The sequence below is a fragment of the Aeromonas sp. QDB68 genome (assembly GCF_027707405.1).
In the GTDB taxonomy this organism is placed as follows: domain Bacteria; phylum Pseudomonadota; class Gammaproteobacteria; order Enterobacterales; family Aeromonadaceae; genus Aeromonas; species Aeromonas caviae.
Map to the genome: position 1 here is coordinate 36,560 of NZ_JAPCIQ010000014.1, position 22,740 is coordinate 59,299.

The 22,740-nt window shown below is 57.0% G+C and carries 22 protein-coding genes and 2 tRNA genes; 13 read left to right on the forward strand and 11 right to left on the reverse strand.

Going from position 1 to position 22,740, the window contains the following annotated elements; translation table 11 throughout:
• Positions 1-3 precede the first annotated feature (3 nt).
• The 8 genes from PG892_RS06855 to pncC form a co-directional block, all read right to left on the reverse strand.
• Positions 4-80: transfer RNA gene (locus PG892_RS06855), tRNA-Arg, on the reverse strand.
• Positions 81-84: 4 nt separating this feature from the next.
• Positions 85-177, reverse strand: a tRNA-Ser gene (locus tag PG892_RS06860).
• 212 nt (positions 178-389) lie between these two features.
• Positions 390-578 (reverse strand): carbon storage regulator CsrA, encoded by a 189-nt coding sequence (gene csrA / locus PG892_RS06865; RefSeq protein ID WP_005315760.1) that lies wholly within the window; start codon positions 576-578, stop codon positions 390-392.
• A 93-nt stretch (positions 579-671) separates the two neighbouring features.
• The gene (locus tag PG892_RS06870; protein ID WP_052815402.1) at positions 672-1,919 is read right to left on the reverse strand and encodes an aspartate kinase; all 1,248 of its coding nucleotides are present in this window, start codon (positions 1,917-1,919) and stop codon (positions 672-674) included.
• Positions 1,920-1,935: 16 nt separating this feature from the next.
• Positions 1,936-4,560 carry an alanine--tRNA ligase gene (gene alaS / locus PG892_RS06875; protein WP_270825255.1) on the reverse strand — a complete coding sequence of 875 codons (2,625 nt, stop codon included), beginning with the start codon at positions 4,558-4,560 and terminating at the stop codon, positions 1,936-1,938.
• A 279-nt stretch (positions 4,561-4,839) separates the two neighbouring features.
• A complete protein-coding gene (locus tag PG892_RS06880; protein WP_052815401.1) occupies positions 4,840-5,346 on the reverse strand; it encodes a regulatory protein RecX in 507 nt (168 codons plus the stop codon).
• A gap of 260 nt (positions 5,347-5,606) precedes the next feature.
• Positions 5,607-6,671: a recombinase RecA gene (recA, locus tag PG892_RS06885; RefSeq protein ID WP_043154135.1), complete on the reverse strand. Its 1,065-nt coding sequence runs from the start codon at positions 6,669-6,671 to the stop codon at positions 5,607-5,609.
• An 80-nt stretch (positions 6,672-6,751) separates the two neighbouring features.
• Complete coding sequence (gene pncC / locus PG892_RS06890) at positions 6,752-7,243, reverse strand: nicotinamide-nucleotide amidase (protein ID WP_029313644.1); 492 nt, start codon at positions 7,241-7,243, stop codon at positions 6,752-6,754.
• Between the two features lie 199 nt (positions 7,244-7,442).
• Between pncC and PG892_RS06895 the strand changes: the two genes are divergently transcribed.
• The 7 genes from PG892_RS06895 to radC all read left to right on the forward strand — a co-directional run bounded on the left by PG892_RS06895 (position 7,443) and on the right by radC (position 13,193).
• The gene (locus tag PG892_RS06895; RefSeq protein ID WP_052815400.1) at positions 7,443-7,850 is read left to right on the forward strand and encodes a Spy/CpxP family protein refolding chaperone; all 408 of its coding nucleotides are present in this window, start codon (positions 7,443-7,445) and stop codon (positions 7,848-7,850) included.
• Between the two features lie 591 nt (positions 7,851-8,441).
• Positions 8,442-9,404, forward strand: a complete 963-nt coding sequence (locus tag PG892_RS06900; protein ID WP_270825256.1) for a DUF932 domain-containing protein — start codon at positions 8,442-8,444, stop codon at positions 9,402-9,404.
• A 115-nt stretch (positions 9,405-9,519) separates the two neighbouring features.
• Positions 9,520-10,509: a YqaJ viral recombinase family nuclease gene (locus PG892_RS06905; RefSeq protein ID WP_270825257.1), complete on the forward strand. Its 990-nt coding sequence runs from the start codon at positions 9,520-9,522 to the stop codon at positions 10,507-10,509.
• Entirely contained in the window at positions 10,506-11,486 is a 981-nt protein-coding gene (locus PG892_RS06910; RefSeq protein WP_270825258.1) for a recombination directionality factor, read from the forward strand. The genes PG892_RS06905 and PG892_RS06910 overlap by 4 nt, the downstream gene beginning before the upstream one ends.
• A 99-nt stretch (positions 11,487-11,585) precedes the next feature.
• The gene (locus PG892_RS06915; RefSeq protein WP_270825259.1) at positions 11,586-12,179 is read left to right on the forward strand and encodes a lecithin retinol acyltransferase family protein; all 594 of its coding nucleotides are present in this window, start codon (positions 11,586-11,588) and stop codon (positions 12,177-12,179) included.
• Between the two features lie 24 nt (positions 12,180-12,203).
• Complete coding sequence (locus tag PG892_RS06920; protein WP_270825260.1) at positions 12,204-12,629, forward strand: DUF2787 family protein; 426 nt, start codon at positions 12,204-12,206, stop codon at positions 12,627-12,629.
• 66 nt (positions 12,630-12,695) lie between these two features.
• Complete coding sequence (gene radC, locus PG892_RS06925; protein WP_270825261.1) at positions 12,696-13,193, forward strand: RadC family protein; 498 nt, start codon at positions 12,696-12,698, stop codon at positions 13,191-13,193.
• Between the two features lie 209 nt (positions 13,194-13,402).
• Here the strand turns inward: radC and PG892_RS06930 are convergent, their stop codons facing one another.
• From PG892_RS06930 to istA, 3 genes are read right to left on the reverse strand one after another with little or no spacing between them, the layout of a single operon-like run.
• Positions 13,403-13,531, reverse strand: a complete 129-nt coding sequence (locus PG892_RS06930) for a hypothetical protein (RefSeq protein ID WP_270825262.1) — start codon at positions 13,529-13,531, stop codon at positions 13,403-13,405.
• 42 nt (positions 13,532-13,573) lie between these two features.
• A complete protein-coding gene (gene istB / locus PG892_RS06935) occupies positions 13,574-14,329 on the reverse strand; it encodes an IS21-like element helper ATPase IstB (RefSeq protein WP_024945936.1) in 756 nt (251 codons plus the stop codon).
• Positions 14,330-14,354: 25 nt separating this feature from the next.
• Positions 14,355-15,917, reverse strand: coding sequence for an IS21 family transposase (gene istA / locus PG892_RS06940; RefSeq protein ID WP_024945937.1), 1,563 nt, complete (start codon positions 15,915-15,917; stop codon positions 14,355-14,357).
• Positions 15,918-16,084: 167 nt separating this feature from the next.
• Between istA and PG892_RS06945 the strand changes: the two genes are divergently transcribed.
• The 6 genes from PG892_RS06945 (at position 16,085) to PG892_RS06970 (ending at position 22,734) form a co-directional block, all read left to right on the forward strand.
• Entirely contained in the window at positions 16,085-16,723 is a 639-nt protein-coding gene (locus PG892_RS06945) for a hypothetical protein (RefSeq protein WP_270825263.1), read from the forward strand.
• A gap of 121 nt (positions 16,724-16,844) precedes the next feature.
• A complete protein-coding gene (locus PG892_RS06950) occupies positions 16,845-17,444 on the forward strand; it encodes a restriction endonuclease subunit S (protein ID WP_270825264.1) in 600 nt (199 codons plus the stop codon).
• Complete coding sequence (locus PG892_RS06955; RefSeq protein ID WP_270825265.1) at positions 17,444-18,721, forward strand: N-6 DNA methylase; 1,278 nt, start codon at positions 17,444-17,446, stop codon at positions 18,719-18,721. The genes PG892_RS06950 and PG892_RS06955 overlap by 1 nt, the downstream gene beginning before the upstream one ends.
• Before the next feature lie 68 nt (positions 18,722-18,789).
• Positions 18,790-19,251, forward strand: coding sequence for a hypothetical protein (locus PG892_RS06960; RefSeq protein ID WP_270825266.1), 462 nt, complete (start codon positions 18,790-18,792; stop codon positions 19,249-19,251).
• A gap of 154 nt (positions 19,252-19,405) precedes the next feature.
• Entirely contained in the window at positions 19,406-20,296 is an 891-nt protein-coding gene (locus PG892_RS06965) for a WYL domain-containing protein (protein ID WP_270825267.1), read from the forward strand.
• Between the two features lie 44 nt (positions 20,297-20,340).
• Positions 20,341-22,734, forward strand: a complete 2,394-nt coding sequence (locus tag PG892_RS06970) for a type I restriction-modification system subunit M (protein ID WP_270825268.1) — start codon at positions 20,341-20,343, stop codon at positions 22,732-22,734.
• The last annotated feature ends 6 nt before the right edge of the window (positions 22,735-22,740 follow it).

Genomic DNA, 22,740 nt, shown 5'->3' on the forward strand with positions numbered 1-22,740 from the left:
AACTGGTGCGCCCGAGAGGATTCGAACCTCTGACCACCTGGTTCGTAGCCAGGTACTCTATCCAGCTGAGCTACGGGCGCAAAATGGCGGAGAAGGGGGGATTCGAACCCCCGATGCGGGTATAAGCCGCATACTCCCTTAGCAGGGGAGCGCCTTCAGCCTCTCGGCCACCTCTCCGTTTGCGGGGCTGATAATACTTCACAGGGATTTTTAGTCAAACACTTTTTTGGAGAAAACAGAGCGTTCGCTCAGCATTTGGCCAAAGAGTGGAATATTCAAGCAATATCGACACTTACCCAGTAGTTTCGCGCTCTGCAGGCCGATTTGCAGGCCCCTGAAAAACAAAAGGCGACATCCGGGATGTCGCCTTCAGGCAGCCATGAAATGGCTTAGAAATTCGGTTGGCCCGGGACTTTCTCGGCCTGTATCCGCATGTAGATCTCTTCGCGGTGTACGGAAACCTCTTTCGGTGCATTCACACCGATACGAACCTGGTTCCCTTTTACGCCCAGTACGGTAACGGTTACTTCGTCACCAATCATCAGGGTTTCCCCTACACGACGAGTCAAAATAAGCATTCGCTTGCTCCTGTATCCTGTTTTGTATTTATATCGATATGCGCCATTATCTTACAAAGATACCGATATGGTAAATGGTTGAAACTAAATCAATCAGGGATTGTTTCCCAAGGGCTGCTCATGAGGCTCTTGATCCAACCCGAACGCCGAGTGCAACGAACGCACGGCCAGCTCCAGGTACTTCTCGTCAATCACCACGGATATCTTGATTTCAGAGGTGGAGATCAGCTGCATGTTGATCCCTTCCTCACCCAATACCTTGAACATGGTGCGCGCTACACCAGGATGATTCCACATGCCGACCCCGACGATGGAGACCTTGGCGATCTCTCCGTTGCCCTGCACGCAGGCGGCCCCCAGCTCGCTGGCGGTCTCCTCCAGCAAGGCGCGGGCCCGGCGATAATCATCGCGATTCACCGTGAAGGTGAAGTCGGCGGTACCATCCCCCATGGTGTTCTGCACTATCATGTCGACATCTATGTTGGCGTCGCTGATCGGATTCAGGATCTGCGCGGCCACGGTCGGCCTGTCCGGCACACCCAGAATGGTCAGGCTGGCCTCGTTGCGATTGAACGCAATGCCGGATACCAGGGGTGCTTCCATCCTCTCACCTCCATATGTGATTAAGGTTCCCTCTCCGTCGACGAAACTCGACAGCACCCTTAGCGGCACGCGGTACTTGCCCGCGAACTCGACCGAACGGATCTGCAGCACCTTGGCTCCGAGACTCGCCATCTCGAGCATCTCCTCGAAGGTGATGGTATCGAGGCGACGCGCCTTGGGCTCGATGCGCGGATCCGTGGTATACACCCCGTCCACATCGGTAAAGATCTGGCACTCATCTGCCTTGATGGCCGCAGCCACGGCCACCGCGGTGGTATCCGAACCCCCTCGGCCCAGGGTAGTGATGGCATTATGCTCATCGCGCCCCTGGAAACCGGCAATCACCACCACCTTGCCGGCACCGAGTGCGGCTCCCACCTGCTCGGTGTCGATACGGGTGATGCGCGCCTTGCCATAGGCGGAGTCGGTGTGGATGCGGACCTGATCACCGGTCATCGAGACTGCGGGGCAACCGCGCTTGTTGAGCGCAATCGCCAGCAGTGCAATGGTGACCTGCTCACCGGTGGAGATCAGCACATCCATCTCGCGCCGGTTGGCATCCTGGTCCAGCTGCTGGGCCATGCCCAGCAACCGGTTGGTTTCGCCCGACATGGCGGAGACCACCACCACCACGTCATGTCCCTGGGCACGGGTCAGTTGAACCCGCTCAGCAACTGCCTCGATCCGCTCCAGCGTGCCGACCGAGGTGCCACCGTACTTCTGTACATAGAGTGCCACAGATCACCTCGCCCGCTTACAGGCGCTCTTCCAGCCAGGAGTGAACGGATTGCAGCGCCGCCGGCACCGCCTCAGGCTGGGTACCACCCGCCTGTGCCATGTCGGGACGACCACCGCCCTTGCCACCCACCTGCTGGGCCACCAGATTGACCAGCTCACCAGCTTTGACCTTACCGGTCAGGTCATTGGTCACGCCCGCGATCAGGTTGACCTTGCCATCACTGCTGGTTGCCAGCAGCACGACACCGGATTTCATCTGGTTCTTCAGCTCGTCCAGCATGCCGCGCAGGGATTTGGGGTCGACCCCTTCCAGGGCGGCAACCAGCACCTTCTGGCCATTGATGTCGATGACCTGACTCAGCAGGTCGTTACCCGCCTGCGCCGCCAGCTTGGCTTTGAGCTGTTCCAGCTCGCGCTCCATCATCTTGGCCTTGTCCAGTACCTGGCGCACCTTGTCGGCGATGGAAAACTGATCGCCCTTCACCAGCGCGGCGGCCTCTTCGATCTTTTCACCCAGCTGGTGCATCAGATCGATGGCGCTCTTGCCGGTGACCGCTTCGATACGACGCACGCCAGCCGCGATGCCGCTCTCGGCAATGATCTTGAAGAAGCCGATGTCACCGGTGCGCTTGGCGTGAGTACCGCCGCACAGCTCGGTGGAGTAGTCGCCCATGCGTACCACACGCACATCGTCTTCATATTTCTCGCCAAACAGCGCCATGGCACCGGCTGACTTGGCCTCTTCCAGCCCCATCAGCTGGGTGGCCACCTCGTGGTTGGCACGGATCTGGGCGTTGACGAGCTCCTCGATCCGGCGAATGGTCGCCATGGTCAGCCCTTCGAAGTGGGAGAAGTCGAAGCGCATGCGCTCGGCGCCCACCAGGGATCCTTTCTGGGTCACGTGCTCACCCAGCGCCTGGCGCAAGGCCGCGTGCAGCAGGTGAGTCACGGAGTGGTTAAGGGCGATGGCCTGACGACGGTCGCCATCGACCACGGCCTCGACCTCGGCTCCCTTCTCCAGGGTACCCAGTTCCAGATAGCCCTTGTGGATGATCGCCTTGCCCGCTTTCTGGGTGTCGGTGACGGAGAAGATGCCGTCATCCACCTTGAGGATGCCGCTGTCACCCACCTGACCGCCGGACTCCGCATAGAAGGGGGTCTCCGCCAGCACGATCACGGCCTCTTCACCAGCGATGAGGCCATTGACCTCGACACCATCCTTGTAGATACCGACCACCTGAGTGTTCTGGCTCAGCTGTTTGTAACCGGTAAAGGGGGTCTCGAAATCGAGCTTCAGCACGTCGTTGTAGTTCACGCCGAAACTGGAAGCCTCTTTCGCGCGGGCGCGCTGCTTCTCCATCTCGGCCTTGAAGCCCTCTTCGTCGATGCCGATCTCGCGCTCGCGCACCACATCGGCGGTCAGGTCGGCCGGGAAGCCGTAAGTGTCATAGAGCTTGAACACCACTTCACCCGGGATCACCTTGGCATCACCGAGGTTGGCCAGGGCGTCTTCCAGCAGCAGCAGACCTCTGTCCAGCGTGCGGACGAACTGCTCCTCCTCGATGCGCAACACTGGCTCGACCAGCGGCAGCTGGGCGATCAGTTCCGCCGCCACATCCTTCATCTGCACGGCCAGCTCGGCAGCCAGCTTGTAGAAGAAGACGTCGGTAGCACCCAGCTTGCGGCCGTGACGCACGGCGCGGCGGATGATGCGGCGCAGCACGTAGCCGCGACCTTCATTGGAGGGCATGACACCGTCAGCCACCAGGAAGGCGCAGGAACGGATGTGGTCCGCGATGACGCGCAGGGACTGGTTGCTCAGATCCGTGGTGCCGACAATCTCGGCCGCCTTCTTGATCAACGCCTGGAAGATGTCGATCTCATAGTTGGAGTGCACCCCCTGCATGATGGCGGAGATACGCTCCAGACCCATGCCGGTATCCACGGACGGACGGGGCAGCGGCTCCATGGTGCCGTCAGCCTGACGGTTGAACTGCATGAAGACCACGTTCCAGATCTCGATGAAGCGGTCGCCATCCTCTTCCGGTGAACCGGGAGGGCCACCCCAGATGTGATCGCCGTGGTCGTAGAAGATCTCGGTGCAGGGACCGCATGGGCCGGTATCGCCCATGGCCCAGAAGTTGTCGGATGCATAAGGAGCACCCTTGTTGTCACCGATGCGCACGATGCGATCGGCCGGCACGCCGACCTCTTTTTCCCAGATGTCGAAGGCTTCGTCATCAGTCGCGTAGACGGTCACCAGCAGGCGCTCTTTGGGCAGCTTGAGGGTACCGGTCAGGAATTCCCATGCAAACCGGATGGCGTCCTGTTTGAAGTAGTCACCGAAGCTGAAGTTGCCCAGCATCTCGAAGAAGGTATGGTGACGGGCGGTATAGCCGACGTTTTCCAGGTCATTGTGCTTGCCGCCAGCCCGCACGCAACGCTGGGCCGTGGTGGCACGGTGATAGGCACGCTTGTCGGCGCCAAGGAACACGTCCTTGAACTGGTTCATCCCTGCGTTGGTGAACAGCAGGGTCGGATCGTTGTGCGGTACCAGCGAGCTGGAAGAGACAACCTGGTGTCCCTGGGTGCGGAAATACTCGAGAAACGCAGCGCGAATCTCTGACGTGGACATGTACATGGAAAATCCTGCTTGATTCGAATACGGACTTTTAACCGCATTAATGTAAGTTTTCTGCAGGGTAAAGTAAAACGTGGGGACCCTTGGCGGGTGAAATAGCCCCCAAGGGGCCAGCGTTTGGCAGCAGCACCCGCAAGCACGTCGCAACAGGGGGGCTTCGGGATGCCTCGCTCGACCACAGGGCCACCATCGACAGACCCGGCGAAGGGCTGATATTCCCCACCAGCCGCACCGCACACCAAGGGAAATCCTGCCCATAGGTCCAACCTCGGCGCGCCACTATTGCTCACCTTGCATGGCTGAGAGGGCGTAACGGGCTTGCTCCTGGGTAAAACCACGCCCCATCAGATATTTGAGCCACTTCAGGCGCAGTTTGAAGTCGGCAAAGTCGGTCGCCTTTGCCCGACGCGACAACAACGCAAGCGCCAGTTCGAACCAGTCGAGCTCGGGTTGATCCAGGGCCGCCTCGATCTGGGTGTCATCCAGCCCCTTGCGACGCAGGTCGAAGCGGATCCTGAGCGGACCATGGCCTTTGGCCGCACCGGCCCGCACCGCCATGGCACCGTAACGATCGTCATTGACCCAGCCATAGCCACGGCAATGGTCGAGTACAACGGCGACCACCTCCTCCTCGAATCCCTTCTGACGCAGGCGTCTGGCCAGCTCGGATTCAGCACTTTCGCGGCGGGCAAGACTGCGCATGGCAAAGGCGCGGGCGGCGGCGACCTGCTCTTCAAAGGTCAATTCGACGGGCTCGCCCGGCTCGTTCACTGATTCATCCACCATAAACAACAAGGCCGGGTATCAACCCCAATGCTGTTCACTTAAGAGAATTTGAGTTCCAGTCCACGTAGTATCAGGGCTAAAAAATGAGGGAGGCATGATGCCTCCCTCTTTCTATTGCAAGCCACGCTGGATAAAGGCTGAAGGAACATCGACTGGAAACAGCCTTGCTCCCCCAACTCAAGTCGCATTTATGAATAATTAGTCAAAAATGTGCTTATCTGAACAGCATTGCGGGTATCAACCCGGCCTTTCCTCATTCCTTATTCGAACTCTTGTTCGTTTTCGGCTTCAAACTCGGCGTATTCGGCAGCCGTGGCCTTCTCCTCCACCGGCGCGGCGCCGGAGAGCAGCAGCTCGCGCAGCTTCACTTCCACCTCGGCAGCCAGTGCCTTGTTTTCGGAGAAGAGCTTCATCACGTTGGCTTTACCCTGGCCGATCTTCTCGCCGTTGTAGCTGTACCAGGCACCCGCCTTGTCGATCAGCTTGTGCTTGACGCCCAGGTCCACCAGCTCGCCCTCCTTGGAGATGCCGGCACCATAGAAGATCTGGAATTCAGCCTGCTTGAAGGGTGGCGCCACCTTGTTCTTCACTACCTTGACGCGGGTCTCGTTACCGACCACTTCGTCACCCTCCTTGATGGCGCCGGTACGACGGATGTCCAGGCGCACGGAAGCGTAGAACTTCAAAGCGTTACCACCGGTGGTGGTCTCCGGGCTGCCGAACATGACACCGATCTTCATCCGGATCTGGTTGATGAAGATGCACAGGCAGTTGGCGTTCTTGATGTTGGCGGTCAATTTACGCAGCGCCTGCGACATCAGACGAGCCTGCAGGCCGACGTGGGAGTCACCCATCTCCCCTTCGATTTCCGCTTTCGGGGTCAAGGCCGCCACGGAGTCGACGATGATGACGTCGACGGCATTGGAGCGCACCAGCATGTCGCAAATCTCCAGTGCCTGTTCACCGGTATCCGGCTGGGAGATGAGCAGGTCGTCGACGTTGACGCCCAGCTTGGCGGCATAGATAGGATCCAGTGCGTGCTCCGCATCGACGAAGGCACAGGTCTTGCCCTTCTTCTGGGCTTCGGCGATCACCTGCAGGGTCAGCGTAGTTTTACCGGACGATTCCGGACCGTAGATCTCGACGATACGACCGCACGGCAGACCACCGATCCCCAGCGCCACGTCCAGAGAGAGGGAGCCGGTGGAGATGGCTTCGATATCCATGGTCTTGCTGTCGCCCAGACGCATGATGGAGCCTTTGCCAAACTGCTTTTCGATCTGGCCCAGCGCAGCCGCCAGTGCCTTCTGTTTGTTCTGATCCATGCCAATCTCCGCTGGGAATCGTGAGTAAGAAGTGAAGTTGGGCTAAGTATACTGTTTATGTATACAGTATCAAGCCCAATTTATTTGAGCAGTGCCAGGAGTCCGGACAAGGCCTGTCTGACCGCCTGCTGGCGCACCTGATGGCGATCCCCATCGAAACGTGCGAGCAGGGAGTGGTGACGACCGGTACGATCTGCCCAGGCAAACCAGACAGTGCCGACCGGTTTCTCCTCGCTGCCACCACCAGGCCCGGCGATACCGCTGATGGCCACGCAGATACCCGCATCGGAGCGAGCCAGGCAGCCCCGGGTCATCTCCAGCACCACGGGTTCGCTGACGGCGCCGTGGCGCAACAGGCTGTCGATGCTAACGCCGAGCATCTGCTGTTTGGCTTCGTTGGTGTAGGTCACGAAACCGCGATCGAACCAGGCAGAGCTGCCGGCAGTATCCGTGATGGCAGTGGCAACCCCGCCGCCGGTACAGGATTCCGCCGTGGCGGCCAGCCAGCCTCTGGCCAGCAGTGCCTCGCCCAGTTCCCGGGATAAGCGGGAGATCTCTGCTTCAAGTCCCATCATCGCGTCCTCTTCCGGCCTCTTCCAGGCGAAATATGGCGCTCATTATGCAGTTGCCCCGCTCCTCGGGCAACCGACCCCGGGGCCACTGCGTCAGCAAGTTGTCGTCGCTTAAGCTCCAGTACATGGCTGCTCGTTATCATGTTCCAACACCGCCATGCATGCGGTTTCCATCCCATCAGACCAAGGAGAAAGCCGGATGATGCATCCGTTCAACGTCGCCATGACAGCCCTCGCAATGTGTATCGCCACCCATGCCTTTGCCACCGAGGGCACCGCCGAGCTGCAGAGCGAGACCACCCTGGCCCAGGAGCTGAACCTCTCCAGCGCCCAGGTGGAGCAGATCAAAGGGCTGCGCGAGCAGGCCACCAGGGAGCTGGGCTCAATCAAGCTCGATGCCATCGGCCAGGACGTCATCGTCAACATGATCAAGTCCGGCAAATGGGATGAAGTGGCGGCGAGGAAGCAGTTGCAGACCATCAGCGACGTACAGGCCGAGGCCCGCTACCATCGCGCCCACTACCTCTTCGAGGTGAGCCGGGTGCTGACGCCCGAGCAGAAAGCCAAGCTGCACGAGATGCTGAGCGGCGGCGAAGCCATGTACTGAGGGCGACACTCTCCCCGTCTCTCCCATCCCCGCATCCGTGCGGGGATGCTATTTCTCCTCCCCCATGCCTCTTTTCGGCCAGGCTCCCCCCAGACCACTCTAGTCAGCATCATCCGGATGCACAGATCCGCGACGGGATGCCGGCTTTGCCTCCAAGACGGAGATTCCTCCTCACCATCTTGCCTCGAGCATGTAGAATGGCCCCCAGATTCAGACCCATGACGGCAGACGTTTGCCCGCAAGAGCACCTTCTGGAATAGCACATGACAGCACAATACCAAGCGCCAGGCGCCAACTTGAGCGCCCACACCCCCATGATGCATAGGTAACTCACCATTGATTTAAAAGTAATTATTTTTCTATTCGAAGCAAAAACCACGCTTTAGCCTACGTTTAAAAATACCATAGAGAAGCCATAACTTTTGGGGAACGTATATTCACCATCTCTAAATCACCCTCATCATCCAGCTCATGACTGACCAAACATCCCCGCCTCCACAACGCTAAAAATTTTCAAACCTATATCACCCCTGTGGATCGCCGTAAGAACTGTTCTTCCGGCGCGTGATTTTCATGTTCACAGGAGGCTCTATGGCTCATCTCGTCGAATCGATGGCGTATGTCGGTGATACGCCCTGGCATGGTCTGGGCAATCGTCTGAGCGCCCATCAACCGTTGCAAACCTGGCTGGTTGAAGCCGGGATGGATTGGCATATCGCGCAAAGTGATGTGCTGTTTAATGTCGCTCCGGATGGCCTGCATATCCGACCCCATACGGATGCCAAGGTGCTGTACCGCTCCGATACGCTGGCGCCATTGTCGGTGGTGTCAAACCGCTACAAGGTGGTTCAGCCGGATGAGGTACTGGGGTTTTACAAGGATTTGGTCAAGGCCGGAGGGTTTGAGCTGGAGACGGCGGGGGTTTTGAAGGGCGGGCGCAAGCTGTGGGCCTTGGCGCGTACCGGTCAAGAGTCAGCATTGCGCGGCGGGGATAAAGTGAAGGCTTATCTGCTGCTGGCGACCAGCTGCGATGGCTCGCTGTGTACCACGGCGCAGTTCACTTCCGTAAGAGTGGTGTGCAACAACACCCTGCAGATGGCAACCGGTGACAGCAAGGGCGCCGTCAAGGTACCCCACTCCACGCAGTTCGATGCGGCAGCGGTGAAGAATGCGCTCGGTCTAGGGCTGTCCAGTTGGGACAGCTTTATGCGCTCGTTGAAGGAGTTGAGTCAGCGGCCGGTGTCGCGAACCGAGGCCGATGCCTATTTCCGCACCGTACTGGGTGAGCCGTTGACCGATGATGGTAATCCGTCAGCGCTGGAGCCTTCCCGCACGCTGCAGCAGATTCTGAGTCTGTATCAGGGCACTGGGCTGGGTTCGACGCTCTCGTCCAGTCGCAATACCGCCTGGGGCTTGGTCAATGCCATGACCGAGTTTGTCGACCATCGACGGCGGGCGCGCAATCAGGATTACCGGTTGGATTCCGCCTGGTTCGGGCAAGGCGCTCAGCTTAAGCAACAGGCCATGACCCAGGCGCTGGCGTTACTGCAGTAGTCCTCTCTGGGTTTCATCTTCTACCCGCATTTCTACCCGCATCTTGAATCTCCCCTTCCCTCTTATCGCCCCGGCAGGCTTCGGCTTGTCGGGGCGTTTTGTTTTGGAGTCCGTTATGAAACAACAACGCTATGGTCGGGCTATCCGTCTGGCTTCTACCGTCGGTTTATCGCGTGAAGAATGGCTGACTATCCGCCAGCAAGGCATTGGTTCGTCTGATGCCGCGGTGGCCGTGGGGCTGTCCCCGTACAAGAGTGCCCTGAGCCTGTGGTTGGAGAAGACAGGGCGCAAGCAGCCCGAGGACTTGTCCAGCAAAGAAGCTGTGCTGTGGGGTGCGGTTCTGGAGCCGGTATTAGCCTCGGTCTATGCCGAGCGCACCGGCCGTAAAGTACGCCGCGTGAATGCCGTACTGCAGCATCCGGAGTTTCCCTATCTGCTGGCCAATCTCGACCGCGAGGTGATTGGCCTGCCGGAGGGGACCGGCATCCTCGAAATCAAGACTGCCAGTTACCACTCAGCCCCTCAGTGGGAAGAGGGTGTACCCGTAGCCTATCAGTGTCAGGTGTTGCACCAGTTGGCGGTGACCGGGCTCGCCTGGGCCGATGTCGCCGTGCTGATTGGTGGGCAGGATTTCCGGATTTATCACATCGAGCGCGATGAAGACAAGATGGCTGACTTACTTGAGCGTGAGGCCGCGTTCTGGCGCTGTGTCACTGAGGACGAGCAACCCGAGCCCGATGGCTCGAGTGATGCTGGTTCTGCGCTGCAATGGCTCTACCCGCAGGACAATGGCCTGTCGGTGGATTTCACCGACTCGGCCGAGTTCTGTCAGTTGTTTGCCGACTTGCTGAAACTGCGCGACATCAAGGAGCAGACCGAAGCTCAGGAGTCCCAGCTCAAGCAGCGGGTACAGAATGCCCTGGGGGATGCCACCACGGCGCTGTTCACGGGTGGCAAGGTGACCTGGAAGAAAAGCAAAGACCGGATTGCGCCGGATATCGACCGACTCAGTACCGAACACCCGGAAATCGTACAGCAGTACAGCAAGCCGGTTGCGGGGAGTCGGCGCTTTGTCATTCAGACCGACAGGAAGAGCGCATCATGATTAAAGGACTGGCGATTACCCCACCGGTGATTGGCCGCATCAGCATTGGCCATCTGGTGCAGAAGGGAGAGAAATGGGTACCGGAGAAGGATGACAGCTTCACCCTGACCACTCAGGTACAGGGCCGCAATGGCTGGGTTCTGCATCCCCTGCATCAGCAGTACAGCGAGCAGGCGGCTAACGGCAAGCTCCGAGCCATCCCGGTACGGTTGCTGTTCAATGATTCCGAGCTGAACTTGCGTGCCGAGTACAGCGCGTTTGACCGCAGCAGCGGCCGACCGGTATGTGTCGGCAATGGTGATACGGCGCGACGGGTCACCGCTGAAGGGTTGGAGGAGATGGCCTGCCCTGGCCCTGACCGCTGCCCATTTGCCAAGCAGGCCGGTTGCAAGCTCTACGGCCGACTGAACGTGCAAATTGACGGTCAGCAAGATGAGCTGGGCAGCTTTATCTTTCGCACCACCGGTTACAACTCGGTGCGCACCCTGGCGGCACGACTGCGCTACTTCGAGGCAGTGAGCGGCCAGGCCACTCGCTACCTGCCGCTGCTGCTGCGCCTGCGCGCCAAGAGCACCACGCTATCGTACCGCACGCCGGTCTACTACGTGGATTTGACGCTGCGCGATGACAGCACCTTGGCGCAGAGCGTTCAAGCCGCACGGCAGGAAGCCGAGCGCCAACAAGAAGCCGGGGTCGATACCGAAGCGCTGGAAGCCATGGCTCGAGTGCTGCTGGGCAATGGTCAGTTCGAGGAAACCGAGGAAGATATTCCGCAGATGCTGGAGGAGTTCTACCCCGAGGCAGAAACGGAGAATCCACCGGCTCAAACCAGCGACATAGCATCGCCTGCAACTGCGGCGGTTAAACCCAAAGCCACCACGCCCATCCGTCAGTCCCGACTGACCAGCAAGCTGGGCTCCGCTTCACCGACCAGCAATCAACTACCCAGTACCACAACCACCGCCTCGCACGGCTAACACCACACCCATCACGCAACGGCATACACGGCTCAAGGGCTCCCCAGACACGGGAGACCTTGGGCCGTTTTCTATTTATTGAATTGAAGGAGAACCATCATGCAAGCAGGTGACCACCTGGTTTCCCCGCGTCCGGGGTTTACCCATCACGGGCTCTATGTCGGAAATAACGAAGTCATCCACTACGCCGGTTACTCATCCGGCGAGGAGTCCGGACAAGTGGTACTGACCTCGCTGGACGTATTCCGCAACGGCCATCCTTGCCGCGTAGTCAATCACAGCCTACGCCGCTACTCCCCCGAGCAGAGCGTCGAGCGTGCCTGGTCACGACTGGGTGAGGCGCATTACAGCGCCCTGCTCAACAACTGCGAGCACTTCGTGACCTGGTGCATTCAGGGCTTTCACTACAGTGAGCAGGTACAAAGGCTGGTAGAAACCGGGCTTACCATCGGCAGTCAGGTGCTCCCACGACTGCCAGTTATCCCGATGGAAACCATGGCCGTGGCCCATCCACTGCGCGAGACCGCGATAGCGACTGCAGTCACAACGACCTTACCTACCGCCTCACAGACCGCAGCGATTGTTGCGGGCGGATTGACCCTGGCGAGCGCTGCTCCATTAGCCGTTCCGATAGCGGTAGCCGGAACCGCGCTATGCGGCGCCAAGAAACTCTTCGACTGGCTGACCGACTAACCCCAGAATACTCAGGAGATGACCATGGCAATTCCCTTTCAAGCGGAAGGCCAACTGCTGCCCGTCAGCCCCTGGCTGAAATCCCAACTAGCCGAGATGGTGAGCGAGCAATGCATCAATCTGGAGCCGCTGACGGCGCTCACCTTTCGCTTCAATGACCCAAACTATTCGGCCACCCAAGGCGGCTATCACCCGGTGGAAATCCGGCTGGTGCGCGGCCTCAACGGCTGGCTGTTCGATACCATCACCGACTTTAGCTACCAAGGCTATGGCGATTGGGCCGAACTCGACAAGGAGCTGGATTTTGATTTTCTAAGTCCCGAGTTCACCCACATCTATCTGGGCGTGCTGGAGCATAGTGACGCCATCGAGCTGTACCAGCTTTGGGAGCTCAACTTCCAGAGCTACTACCAAAGCAACGCCTTCCAGACCTCGCTCACCACAGCCTGATTCGCACAACAGTCACGCCACCTCCAGCCTGGAGCAGGAGGTGGTGTTTTCTATGGAGAACTCACCATGAGACACAACAAATTCAAAGCTGGAGAAACCCAAGGCACCTATGTCCTCACCGAACCAGCCACCGTTGAGGACATTCTGAATATGGCCAACCGACTGGCCCGCGCTCGGGTGACCAAGGGCCAAGCGCTCACCTCACCGAATCTCACCTACGGTTGCCTGCAGACCTTGCTGCAGGGCTATGAGCGTGAGGTATTCGCCATTCTGTTCCTGGATAGTCAGCATCGCGTCATCAAGTTCGAGGAGTTGTTCCAAGGCACACTGGATGCCGCTTCGGTCTATCCGCGAGAAGTCGTCAAGGCAGCACTGGCCTGCAATGCGGCAGCAGTGATCCTGGCACATAACCATCCATCCGGATTGCCTGAGCCGAGTCGAGCAGATCGGGCACTCACCGAACGGCTACAAGCCGCACTCGCTATTGTCGAGATCCGCGTTCTAGATCACCTAGTCATAGGCACAGAAGGTAGAGTTTCGATGGCAGAAAGAGGCTGGTTATAACGGATTAAATACAACACAGAGAAAAACCGCAGGCTATCCAGTAAAAATACCGAAATATCAATTAATTAAGGAATTAACCAGAACTGATATCATGCCTTTGACGTGGTTCAAAGAGATCGATTCGATGGGGAAAAAACGACGACATCGTCATAGGTCGCCAGTCATGTACACGACTACAACATGGCGTCCAAGACATGCAGCTCGCTCACTCAATCAGATAATAAAAGTGGTGGCAAAAATTCATCATACTTGGCAACGTCATGTCCACGTTGATGAGGAAGAGTATGATGACGCTGCTTTTGGCTAATAACATCATGTCGATCAGCCAATAACATCATGCCGATCACCATTTTTCTACCCGCAGGAACTGCGTCTTTCTTTTACTCTGCCTGATCGGCATCGGTCAAGTTGATGCCCTGTTTTCGCATCGACTCACCTGTCAAACCTACTCGTACCGCTCTGTGGATCAGCCGGTCCAGGATCGCTTCTGCGAATGTGGCCTCTCCGATCATCCCATACCATTTCTCTACCGGCAGTTGGCTCGCAACCACTGTCGAGACCCTCCCGTAACGGGTATCGATGATCTCCAGCAAATTACTGCGCTCGGCCGCATCCAGCATCTCCATGCCCCAGTCATCCAGGATCAGCAAGCCCACATTATTCACCTGCTCCAGCAGCTTCGGATAACTGCCATCCGCCTGCGCCAGTCTCATCTCTTCCAGCAGGGTTTTCAGCCGGTAGTAGCGCACCGCTACGCCTTGCCGGATAAAATAGCGGCCCAACGCACAGGCCAGGTAACTCTTCCCACAGCCTGCCGCCCCCGTCAGCAGCAGGTTTTGCTGATGAGCCAGCCACTGCCCTTCCAGTAGCTGGCGGATCTGCGCTTTGCTTATTCCCCGGCTGGCACGGTAGTCCAGCTGCTCAATTTGACCGGACAATCGAAACCGCGCTTGCTTCTCCAACCGGTTAACTTTGCGCTGCTCCCGTTGCACCAGCTCATGACTCAGCAGCAGTTGCAGCCGCTCTTCAAAGCTCATGTCCTGATACAACGCGCTCTGTGTCTGTTGCTGACTCAGCGCCTGTTTCACACCGCCCAGACGCAGGGTGCTCAGTTGTTCATCGAGATGTAATTGCATGCTCTTTTCCTTGTTGAGTGATGGATTAGTGGAAGTAGTGTTCGCCGTGGACATTGTCATGATGGATGTCTTGCAACGGATCCTGGCGTGAGGTGGCAACTGGTTGTTGTTCCAGCCCGTGTTTGAGCATGTTGCGGATGTGGTGCAGCCGGTTGGCGCCGGTCAGATAGCCACGTAGACAGGCGGCCTCCAGCCGCGCCTTGCCATACTTTTTGCTCTGTCCCAGCAGGGCCTGACAAGGTCGCACGGCTTGGGCCGGATGCGCTGCCTGGCGGATAAAACTATCCACCCAATGCGTGGTATAGGGCCCGATGGACGCGGCCCAGCTCAGTAGGCGTTCAGGTGAGCACTCCAGCAGTGCCTGGTGATGCGCTGGCATATGGGCGGGCAGACTGCTGTGCTGGCCTTTGCGATGACTGCGTGGGTGCTGAGCGACGACCTTACCCGCGTGATACAGGGTGACCGTACGCTCCGCCAGATGGGCTTCCAGCCGCTTGCCCTGCAAGGCATAAGGGACCGAGTAATAGTGCTTCTCCAGGTCGACGTGGTAATCCTTGCCGACCAGCACCGACACCACTTTGGTGTACTGGTAGGGGTACGCTGGCAAGGGCTTGAGTGCTGGCGCATCGAGCTCGGCAAACATGGATGCGCGGCAACCGGGCAGCTTCTGGAAGGGTTTCTCATTGAGCCGGGTCAGTAACCCGGATATCCGTTGGTTAAGCTGAGCCAGGCTATGGAAGGTCTCATGGCGCAGTACCGCCAGGATCCAGCGGGTGACGATCTGTACCCCCACCTCGGCCTTGGATTTATCTTTCGGCTTGCGCGGCCTGGCGGGCATGATCGCTGTGCCGAAGTGAGCGGCCAGCATCTGGTAGGTGGGATTGAGATCCGGGTCAGTATTGCGTGCCACGCTGACCGCACTCTTCAAGCAATCAGGCACCACCAGTTGCGGGACGCCGCCGAAAAACTCAAAGGCCCGCTTGTGGCTCATCACCCAATCCTCAAGCTGTTGGGAGCGGGTGGCTTCAGCAAAGGTGTAGTTGGAGGCCCCGAGCACCGCGACGAAGACCTGGGCCCGATAGAGGATCTCACCGGTATGAGGATCCACGATGGGCATGGTCTGGCCACAGTAATCGACAAAGAGTTTTTCGCCCGCGATATGGGTCTGGCGCATCGACGGTTGCAGCACCGATGCCCACTCCTTATAGAGCCGACAGAAATGGTTGTAGCTGTAGTGGGCACCGTTATTGCGCTCGGCATACTCCTGCCACAGTAGCTCCAGCGTTACCCCTTTTTGACCGGGCTGTTTGAGCTCCTGATGGAGCACGGCCCAGTCAGGGAGCGGTTTGTGGCGGGTTTTGGACACCGCGCGGGTGCTGAGGAAGGCACGCTCCAGGGTGACATCATCCCAGCGCTCACAGAGCGGCCAGGTAGTGATATCCAACTGAGCAGCGCGATTGAGGTAATAGGAGACGGTGCTGGATGAGATATGCAGGCTGAGGGCGATCTGACGATGCGCCAGTTGAGCCTGATATTTGAGACGAAGGATTTCTTTGAGTTTTCTCACGGTGATAGGCCTCGCAGACATGCACTTTCCTCTTTTGGGTCCAGTTGGAAAGTGCGGGTTTAACGAAGCGGGGAGAAGAAGTCATCAATAACATTCATGCCGATCATGGTTTCCCATAGAGGAAAAAAGTGATCGGCCTGGGATGTTATTGGGCGATCGGCATGGATGTTATTGAGTGATCGGCATGAATGTTATTGAGCGATCGCCATGCGTGGGAATACGCAGCTTTTTTTTCTCTCAGTTCAGAACTTCGCCATTACTCAGGCAAGCACCCTGACTGGGAGCTGTTCTACCGCATCGATATCAAACGGGATCTGATGTATCGCAAGCTCCATACTCGTCCACTTCGCGCATTCTCAGCCGTTAGACCCCGACCGACATCAACCCGACGCATCTTGTCTTTAAAACCCCAGTCTGAATTACCACTACGCCCAGAAAAACTATTCAGTTGGCCAAGCACAGTGATCTCAGCCTCCCACGCCGGTTTGCCCGAAAGCAAATGGCCCAAGGTCGGTATCTTTCAATCAGTGGGCTACCGGGTCGGAGAAAAGCGCCTGTATCGCAACCAGCGCCTGAAATTATTGCAATGGGTCTTTGAGCAAGAGTTACCGCTCGTTGAAGATCAGGCCTATATGGCGGAATGGGGAAACCCAGCAGAGCCCAAACGGCTAGAGAAAATGGCAAAAACAATCGCTGCCTTTATCCGTAGTGCCAAGAGGCGTCAGTCGGCCAACATGCGCCAAGCGATCGCAGACTGGGAAGCGGATCTGGCCTGGCTTAAACAGCACTACTACGTGGGCATGAGCTGGCAATGGCCCGCGACATAAGCATGACACAATGAACCCCCATAAAATCGTTTTGACCGTACGAAATAAATCATTGACAGAATATCATAACCCGTGGAATGATAACCTCATCGCTTAATCGTACAGAGGAAACGAAATCAAAATGGCCAACTATACGATCGAAGATCTGTGTCATTGCATCGTCACTGGTGCAACCAATAGTGTCTATGAAAAAGCTGATGCTGCGGACGCACAACACTTTCTGCTAACCGGAAGTTGCCTCAATCAACAAGGGCAGATCGAGGCCGACCAGTTGACCCCCATCTGCGTTAAGGATGAAAAAAGCATTGCGCGCTTTTCTCTCCAGACAGGTGACGTCGTGCTGCTGGCCAGGGGCAGTACCATTCGTGCGGCCTATGTGGATGGAACTACAGCTCAACTAGGTGTGCTGGCCTCTGCCAACTTCCTGCTGTTGCGCCCCAAGAAGGAACAGCTGCTCGGTGAAACCCTAGTTGCCTTTTTGAACAGCCAATTGGGAATAGCCATGCTGGAACAGATGAGCACTGGCGCCGTGATTCAGAACATCAGTGCCTCGAGTCTGAAAAAAACCGAAATCCCCTTGCCTACGCTGCATGATCAGCAACGCCTAGCCGAGCTGTTCCATGCTCGTAACCAGGCCTATATGGATACGCTCGCACTGGCCGAGCAACAGAAAAAAGCGGCAAATGCCTGTATTGAGCAATTGCTGAAAGGAGATGCCTGATGCAAAACATGCTGCAGAAAATGACTCAGATTATTGAGTCCTCCCGAGGCGCAATGGAGCCATTGCACGCCATCGAACTGCTCTCGTTTCTTGGTCTATTGGCCAAGCAGGATCCTGATGGATTTAGCGCTATCGTCAACACCGGCAGCAAACACCAATACGAAGCCATGCGCGAGCTGGGTAGCAAACTGGCAACGCAGCTTCAGCTTCCTGAAGCCGTATTTTGTAGTCCCGAAGCACATCGCTTCGATGACAAGGTGTTAGCTGAGTTGATGAACTGGCTGGAGCAGGTTACCGATTTTACAACCTTCGCTCGTGCCATCCGGGAGCTCTATTGCCTCGGCGTTACTCGCTCAAGAAGCATGGAAAGCTCCAATCCGAGTTTGATTAGCCTCTATCAAGCCCTGTTGGGTGATTGTTCACAAAAGACATTGTTTGATGGCGCAGCAGGAATGGCCGCAGTGACTTCGGCATTACGACCACAACATGCCATCTTGATGGAGATTAATCATACCACCTGGCTGATCTCATACCGCTTGCTACTCCTTGAAGCGCAGAGCATGGATTTCCATCGTGCCGATGCACTGCTGGTGGCCGACATAGGTAAAAGCTCAGCGGATGTAGTAATCCTTGAGCCGCCATTAGGCATCAAACTGGCAGCCGATCAACGCCGCGAATTGGCCAGGGTCGATTATCTTCAAGTTCCTGCCGGTGATGCGGTCTCGGCCATGGCGGCCGATGGGCTCTGGTTACAATTGGCGATGCAAAAGCTGACCGACCAGGGAACGGCGCTACTACTGATGCCACAAGGCTGGACATTCCGGCCAGGCTACGATGCACAGGTCCGGCAAACGCTGCTGGAAAGCGAACATCTCGAGGCCTTGATTAGCCTTCCAGCCGGACTGATCTCGGGAACCGGTATCCCCTCAGTGCTGGCCATCCTCAAGAAATCACGCCCGCAAGGTGCACCGATACGGTTGGTCGACGCCAGTGGCTTGGGTTCCCCTAGCCGACAAGGCCGAACCATCAATCAAGATGAGGCCAAGCTGATTGCCGATTGGGTGCAGGGCTCTGAGACATCAGAACATAGCCGAATGATCAATCTAAGCGAACTGCGCGCTCAGGAGTACAACCTCAGCCCCAGTCGCTACTTTGAAAAAGTGGTGCAGGTCGAAGGGCTCGACATCGACAAAGAGATGGCCATATTGGCCGAAATGCAGCAGCGATTTGATGCATCACAAAAGCAACTGACCAAGTTATTAAACAGTTTTAAATAGCGGTAAGCAGACCGCCCGATCCAGTAATAAAGAAGAGGTAATTCATCATCCATCAACAGGAGGTAAATATGAAAAATACAGAGGTATCACTTAACGTGACGGTTCACTACCAAGCCCATCAAGGTGTTTCACCTTGGCCTAAGCCACCACAACAAGAGCCAACGAGTGACTATCGACTTTCACCTGGCCATAAGGATATTCAGATCTCCAAGCGCTTGATGGATGACTTCGTGTTCTATTTCGTGACCCATGGCGATAAGAAGCTGAACTTGGAACGAAAGAGGACGGCGCAACAGGTCGTCACCGCTGCCTTCTGTTTTTTTGCTGGCAAAGCGCAAGGTGAGTCAACCCGGCCTATGTATGTCCTGTATCGAGGGGAACGGATCGATTTTGATGCCCCCGTGCTGATTTTCGCGGCGTATATGCGGCTAATACACGCCAAAAGAGACGCCTACGCGGAGGCCCGTCTCAGAATTCTTGGCGAGCTGGTGTTCTATGCCCGTCTTGCCGCCAAGACTCACTACCACTGACGTGCAATCGACTGTTGACCATACCGCTGGCGTGAACAGATGTAGATGTGAAGAAGTGCCATCTGCATCTAGTTTTTTTACTCAACTAATGGTTTCCAAGCGCATCGGATTGTTTTACGATGAACCTAATCTTTTTTATCAGGTGTAAGTGTTGATGTTAGCCAGCGTCATCCAGAAGCGTCTCGAGGCCCTGCCACAGGCGACTCGAGAGCGGATCGCCCATATCGACTTCACCTTGATGTTCAAAGGCGAAGCGGTGCGAGCAGATCTGATGTCTCGCTTTAACATGGCGCCCGCTCAGGTCACCAAAGACTTCATGCTCTATCGCGAGCTGGCGCCGCAAAACATCGAATACGATGCCAAGCGACGAGTGCACATCCGCGGCACGGCGTTTGCGTCACTGTTTGAATATGATCCGCTGCGAACCCTCGCCACCTTGAGCCAGGGCTTTGGCGACGGCTTCTCTGGCAAGGGCATGCTGCCCTTTGCCTGCGAAGCGCCGCACCACCTCAATCAACCGGCACTGGCGATTGTCGCCCAACTGACCGAAGCGATTTACCGTCGCTGCGCCCTACGCATCCGCTATGTCTCGCTCAGTAGCGGGGAAACGGTGCGCGACATAGTGCCACACACGCTGGTCGACAGCGGCTTGCGCTGGCATGTCCGCGCTTATGACCGCACACATGGCGAGTTCCGGGATTTCGTACTGACACGCATCGCTCACGCGCAACTGCAGATCGAAGAGAAGGCCCGAGCAGAAGAGCTCCCGGACGTAGATGCGCAATGGACAACGCAGGTGACGCTGGCGCTTAAGCCCCACCCTGCCCGTCAGCACCCAGAGGCCATTGCCCTCGACTACGCCATGACAGACGGTGTCCGACACGTCACAGTGCGGGCCGCCACGGCGGGTTATCTGCTGCGCCTGTGGAATGTGGACTGTTCCGCCGACCATCATCTCGACGGCCCCGAATATCAGCTCTGGCTGGCAAATCCGGACTGCCTCGATAACGTCAGCAATGCGACGTTGGCGCCGGGTCGAACTTAAATTTTTATTTTTCCCGGGCGAGCCCGGAAAGACAGGACAACAAGATGGATCACAGCGTACACAACAAACTGGTTTCTTTTATCTGGAGTATTGCCGATGACTGCCTGCGCGATGTCTATGTGCGCGGCAAGTATCGTGATGTGATCCTGCCAATGGTGGTGTTGCGCCGCCTGGACACCCTGCTCGAACCCACCAAACAAGCGGTACTGGACGACGTCCATTTCCAGCAGCAGGAGATGAATGCCGTCGAGCTGGACGAAGAGCCGCTCAAGGCCGCCTCCGGTTATGTCTTCTACAACATATCCAAATGGACGCTCAACTCCCTGCTGAACGCAGCCACCAATAACCAGCAAATCCTGCTGGAAAACTTCAATGAATATCTCAATGGCTTCAGCGATAACGTCAAAGAGATCATCAGCCGCTTCAACCTCAAGGCGCAGATCCGCCATATGGCCGACAAGCAGGTGCTGCTGGATGTGGTCGAGAAATTTATCTCCCCCTATATCAACCTGACACCCAAAGACGGTGAAGATCCGGAGGGCAACAAACTGCCTGCCCTGACTAACCTCGGCATGGGCTATGTGTTTGAAGAGCTGATCCGCAAATTCAATGAAGAGAATAACGAAGAGGCTGGGGAACACTTCACCCCGCGCGAGGTGATCGAGCTGATGACCCACCTGGTGTTTGACCCGATCAAGGATCAACTGCCGCTCACTATGACCATTTATGATCCGGCCTGCGGTAGCGGTGGCATGCTCACCGAGTCCCAAAACTTTATCCAAGAGAAGTACCCGGCCCAGGGTGCCAGTCGCGATATTCACCTCTACGGCAAAGAGATCAACGACGAGACCTACGCCATTTGTAAGTCCGACATGATGATCAAGGGCAATGACCCGGCCAACATCAAGGTCGGCTCGACCCTGTCGACCGATGAATTCTCCCAGATGCGCTTTGACTTTATGCTCTCCAACCCGCCCTACGGCAAGAGCTGGGCCTCGGAGCAGAAATACATCAAGGAAGGGACTGAGGTCATCGATAGCCGCTTCAAGGTGCAGCTGGCCGATTACTGGGGTGAAGTGGATCCCAAGGGCTGTGATGCCACGCCGCGCTCCAGCGATGGCCAGCTGCTGTTTTTGATGGAAATGGTCAACAAGATGAAATCCCCTGCGACCAGCCCCTTGGGTAGCCGCATTGCCTCGGTGCATAACGGCTCTAGCCTGTTTACCGGTGATGCGGGCGGTGGCGAGAGCAATATCCGTCGCTACCTGATTGAAAACGACATGCTCGAGGCTATCGTCCAGTTGCCGAACAACCTGTTCTACAACACCGGCATCACCACCTATATCTGGCTGCTGAACAACAACAAGCCACGCTCACGTCAAGGCAAGGTACAGCTGATCGATGCCAGCCTGCTCTATCGCAAGCTGCGCAAGAACCTGGGCAACAAGAACTGCGAATTTGCCCCCGAGCATATCAACGAGATCACCGCGACCTACCTGGCATGCCAGGAGGTTGAGCGCCAGCTGGACGCTAATGGTGACCCGATCGGCATCGCCAGCAAGGTGTTCAAAAACGAGGATTTTGGTTACTACAAGGTCACCGTCGAGCGGCCGGACCGCCGCAAGGCCCAATTTAGCGCCGAGCGCATCGCAAGCCTGCGCTTTGACAAATCGCTGGCCGAGGTGATGGCCTACTGCTACGACCGCTATCAGGAAAAGGTCTATACCCCCGGCTTCTTGCAGGAACACAGCAACGCCATCCTCGAGTGGTGCGAACAGAACGAGATCAGCCTCAATACCAAGGCCAAGGGCAAACTGCTCGATACCGGCTTCTGGCTCGACGCCCGGCAGTTGCTGTTTGTGGCCCAGACCCTGATGCAGAGCATCGGTGACCAGGAGTTCAACGACTTCAACCAGTTTAAAGAGGAAGTCGATGCCGCACTCAAGGCCAACCAACTCAAACTCTCGGCGACCGATAAAAACGCCATCCTCAATGCCGTCAGCTGGTATGACGACACCGCCGCCAAGGTGGTCAAAAAGGTGGTCAAACTCAACGCCGATAAGCTTGCCGAGCTGCTGGAGCGCTATAGCTGTGAAGAGGCCGATCTACCGGACTTCGGTTACTACCCCGCTGGCAAGAAGGGCGAGTTTGTCACCTACGAATCCAGCAGCGACTTGCGCGACAGCGAGTCGGTGCCGCTGAGCCAGAGCATCTACCAGTACTTCCTCGATGAGGTTAAACCCCATGTGGCGGAAGCTTGGCTGAATATGGAATCGGTGAAGATCGGCTATGAGATCAGCTTCAACAAGTACTTCTACCGCCATAAACCGCTGCGCTCACTCGAGACCGTCGCTCAGGAGATCCTGACGCTGGAAAAACAAGCCGATGGCCTGATTGCCCAGATTTTGGGTCTCACCACATCCCTACCCCAGGCATAAGCAGGA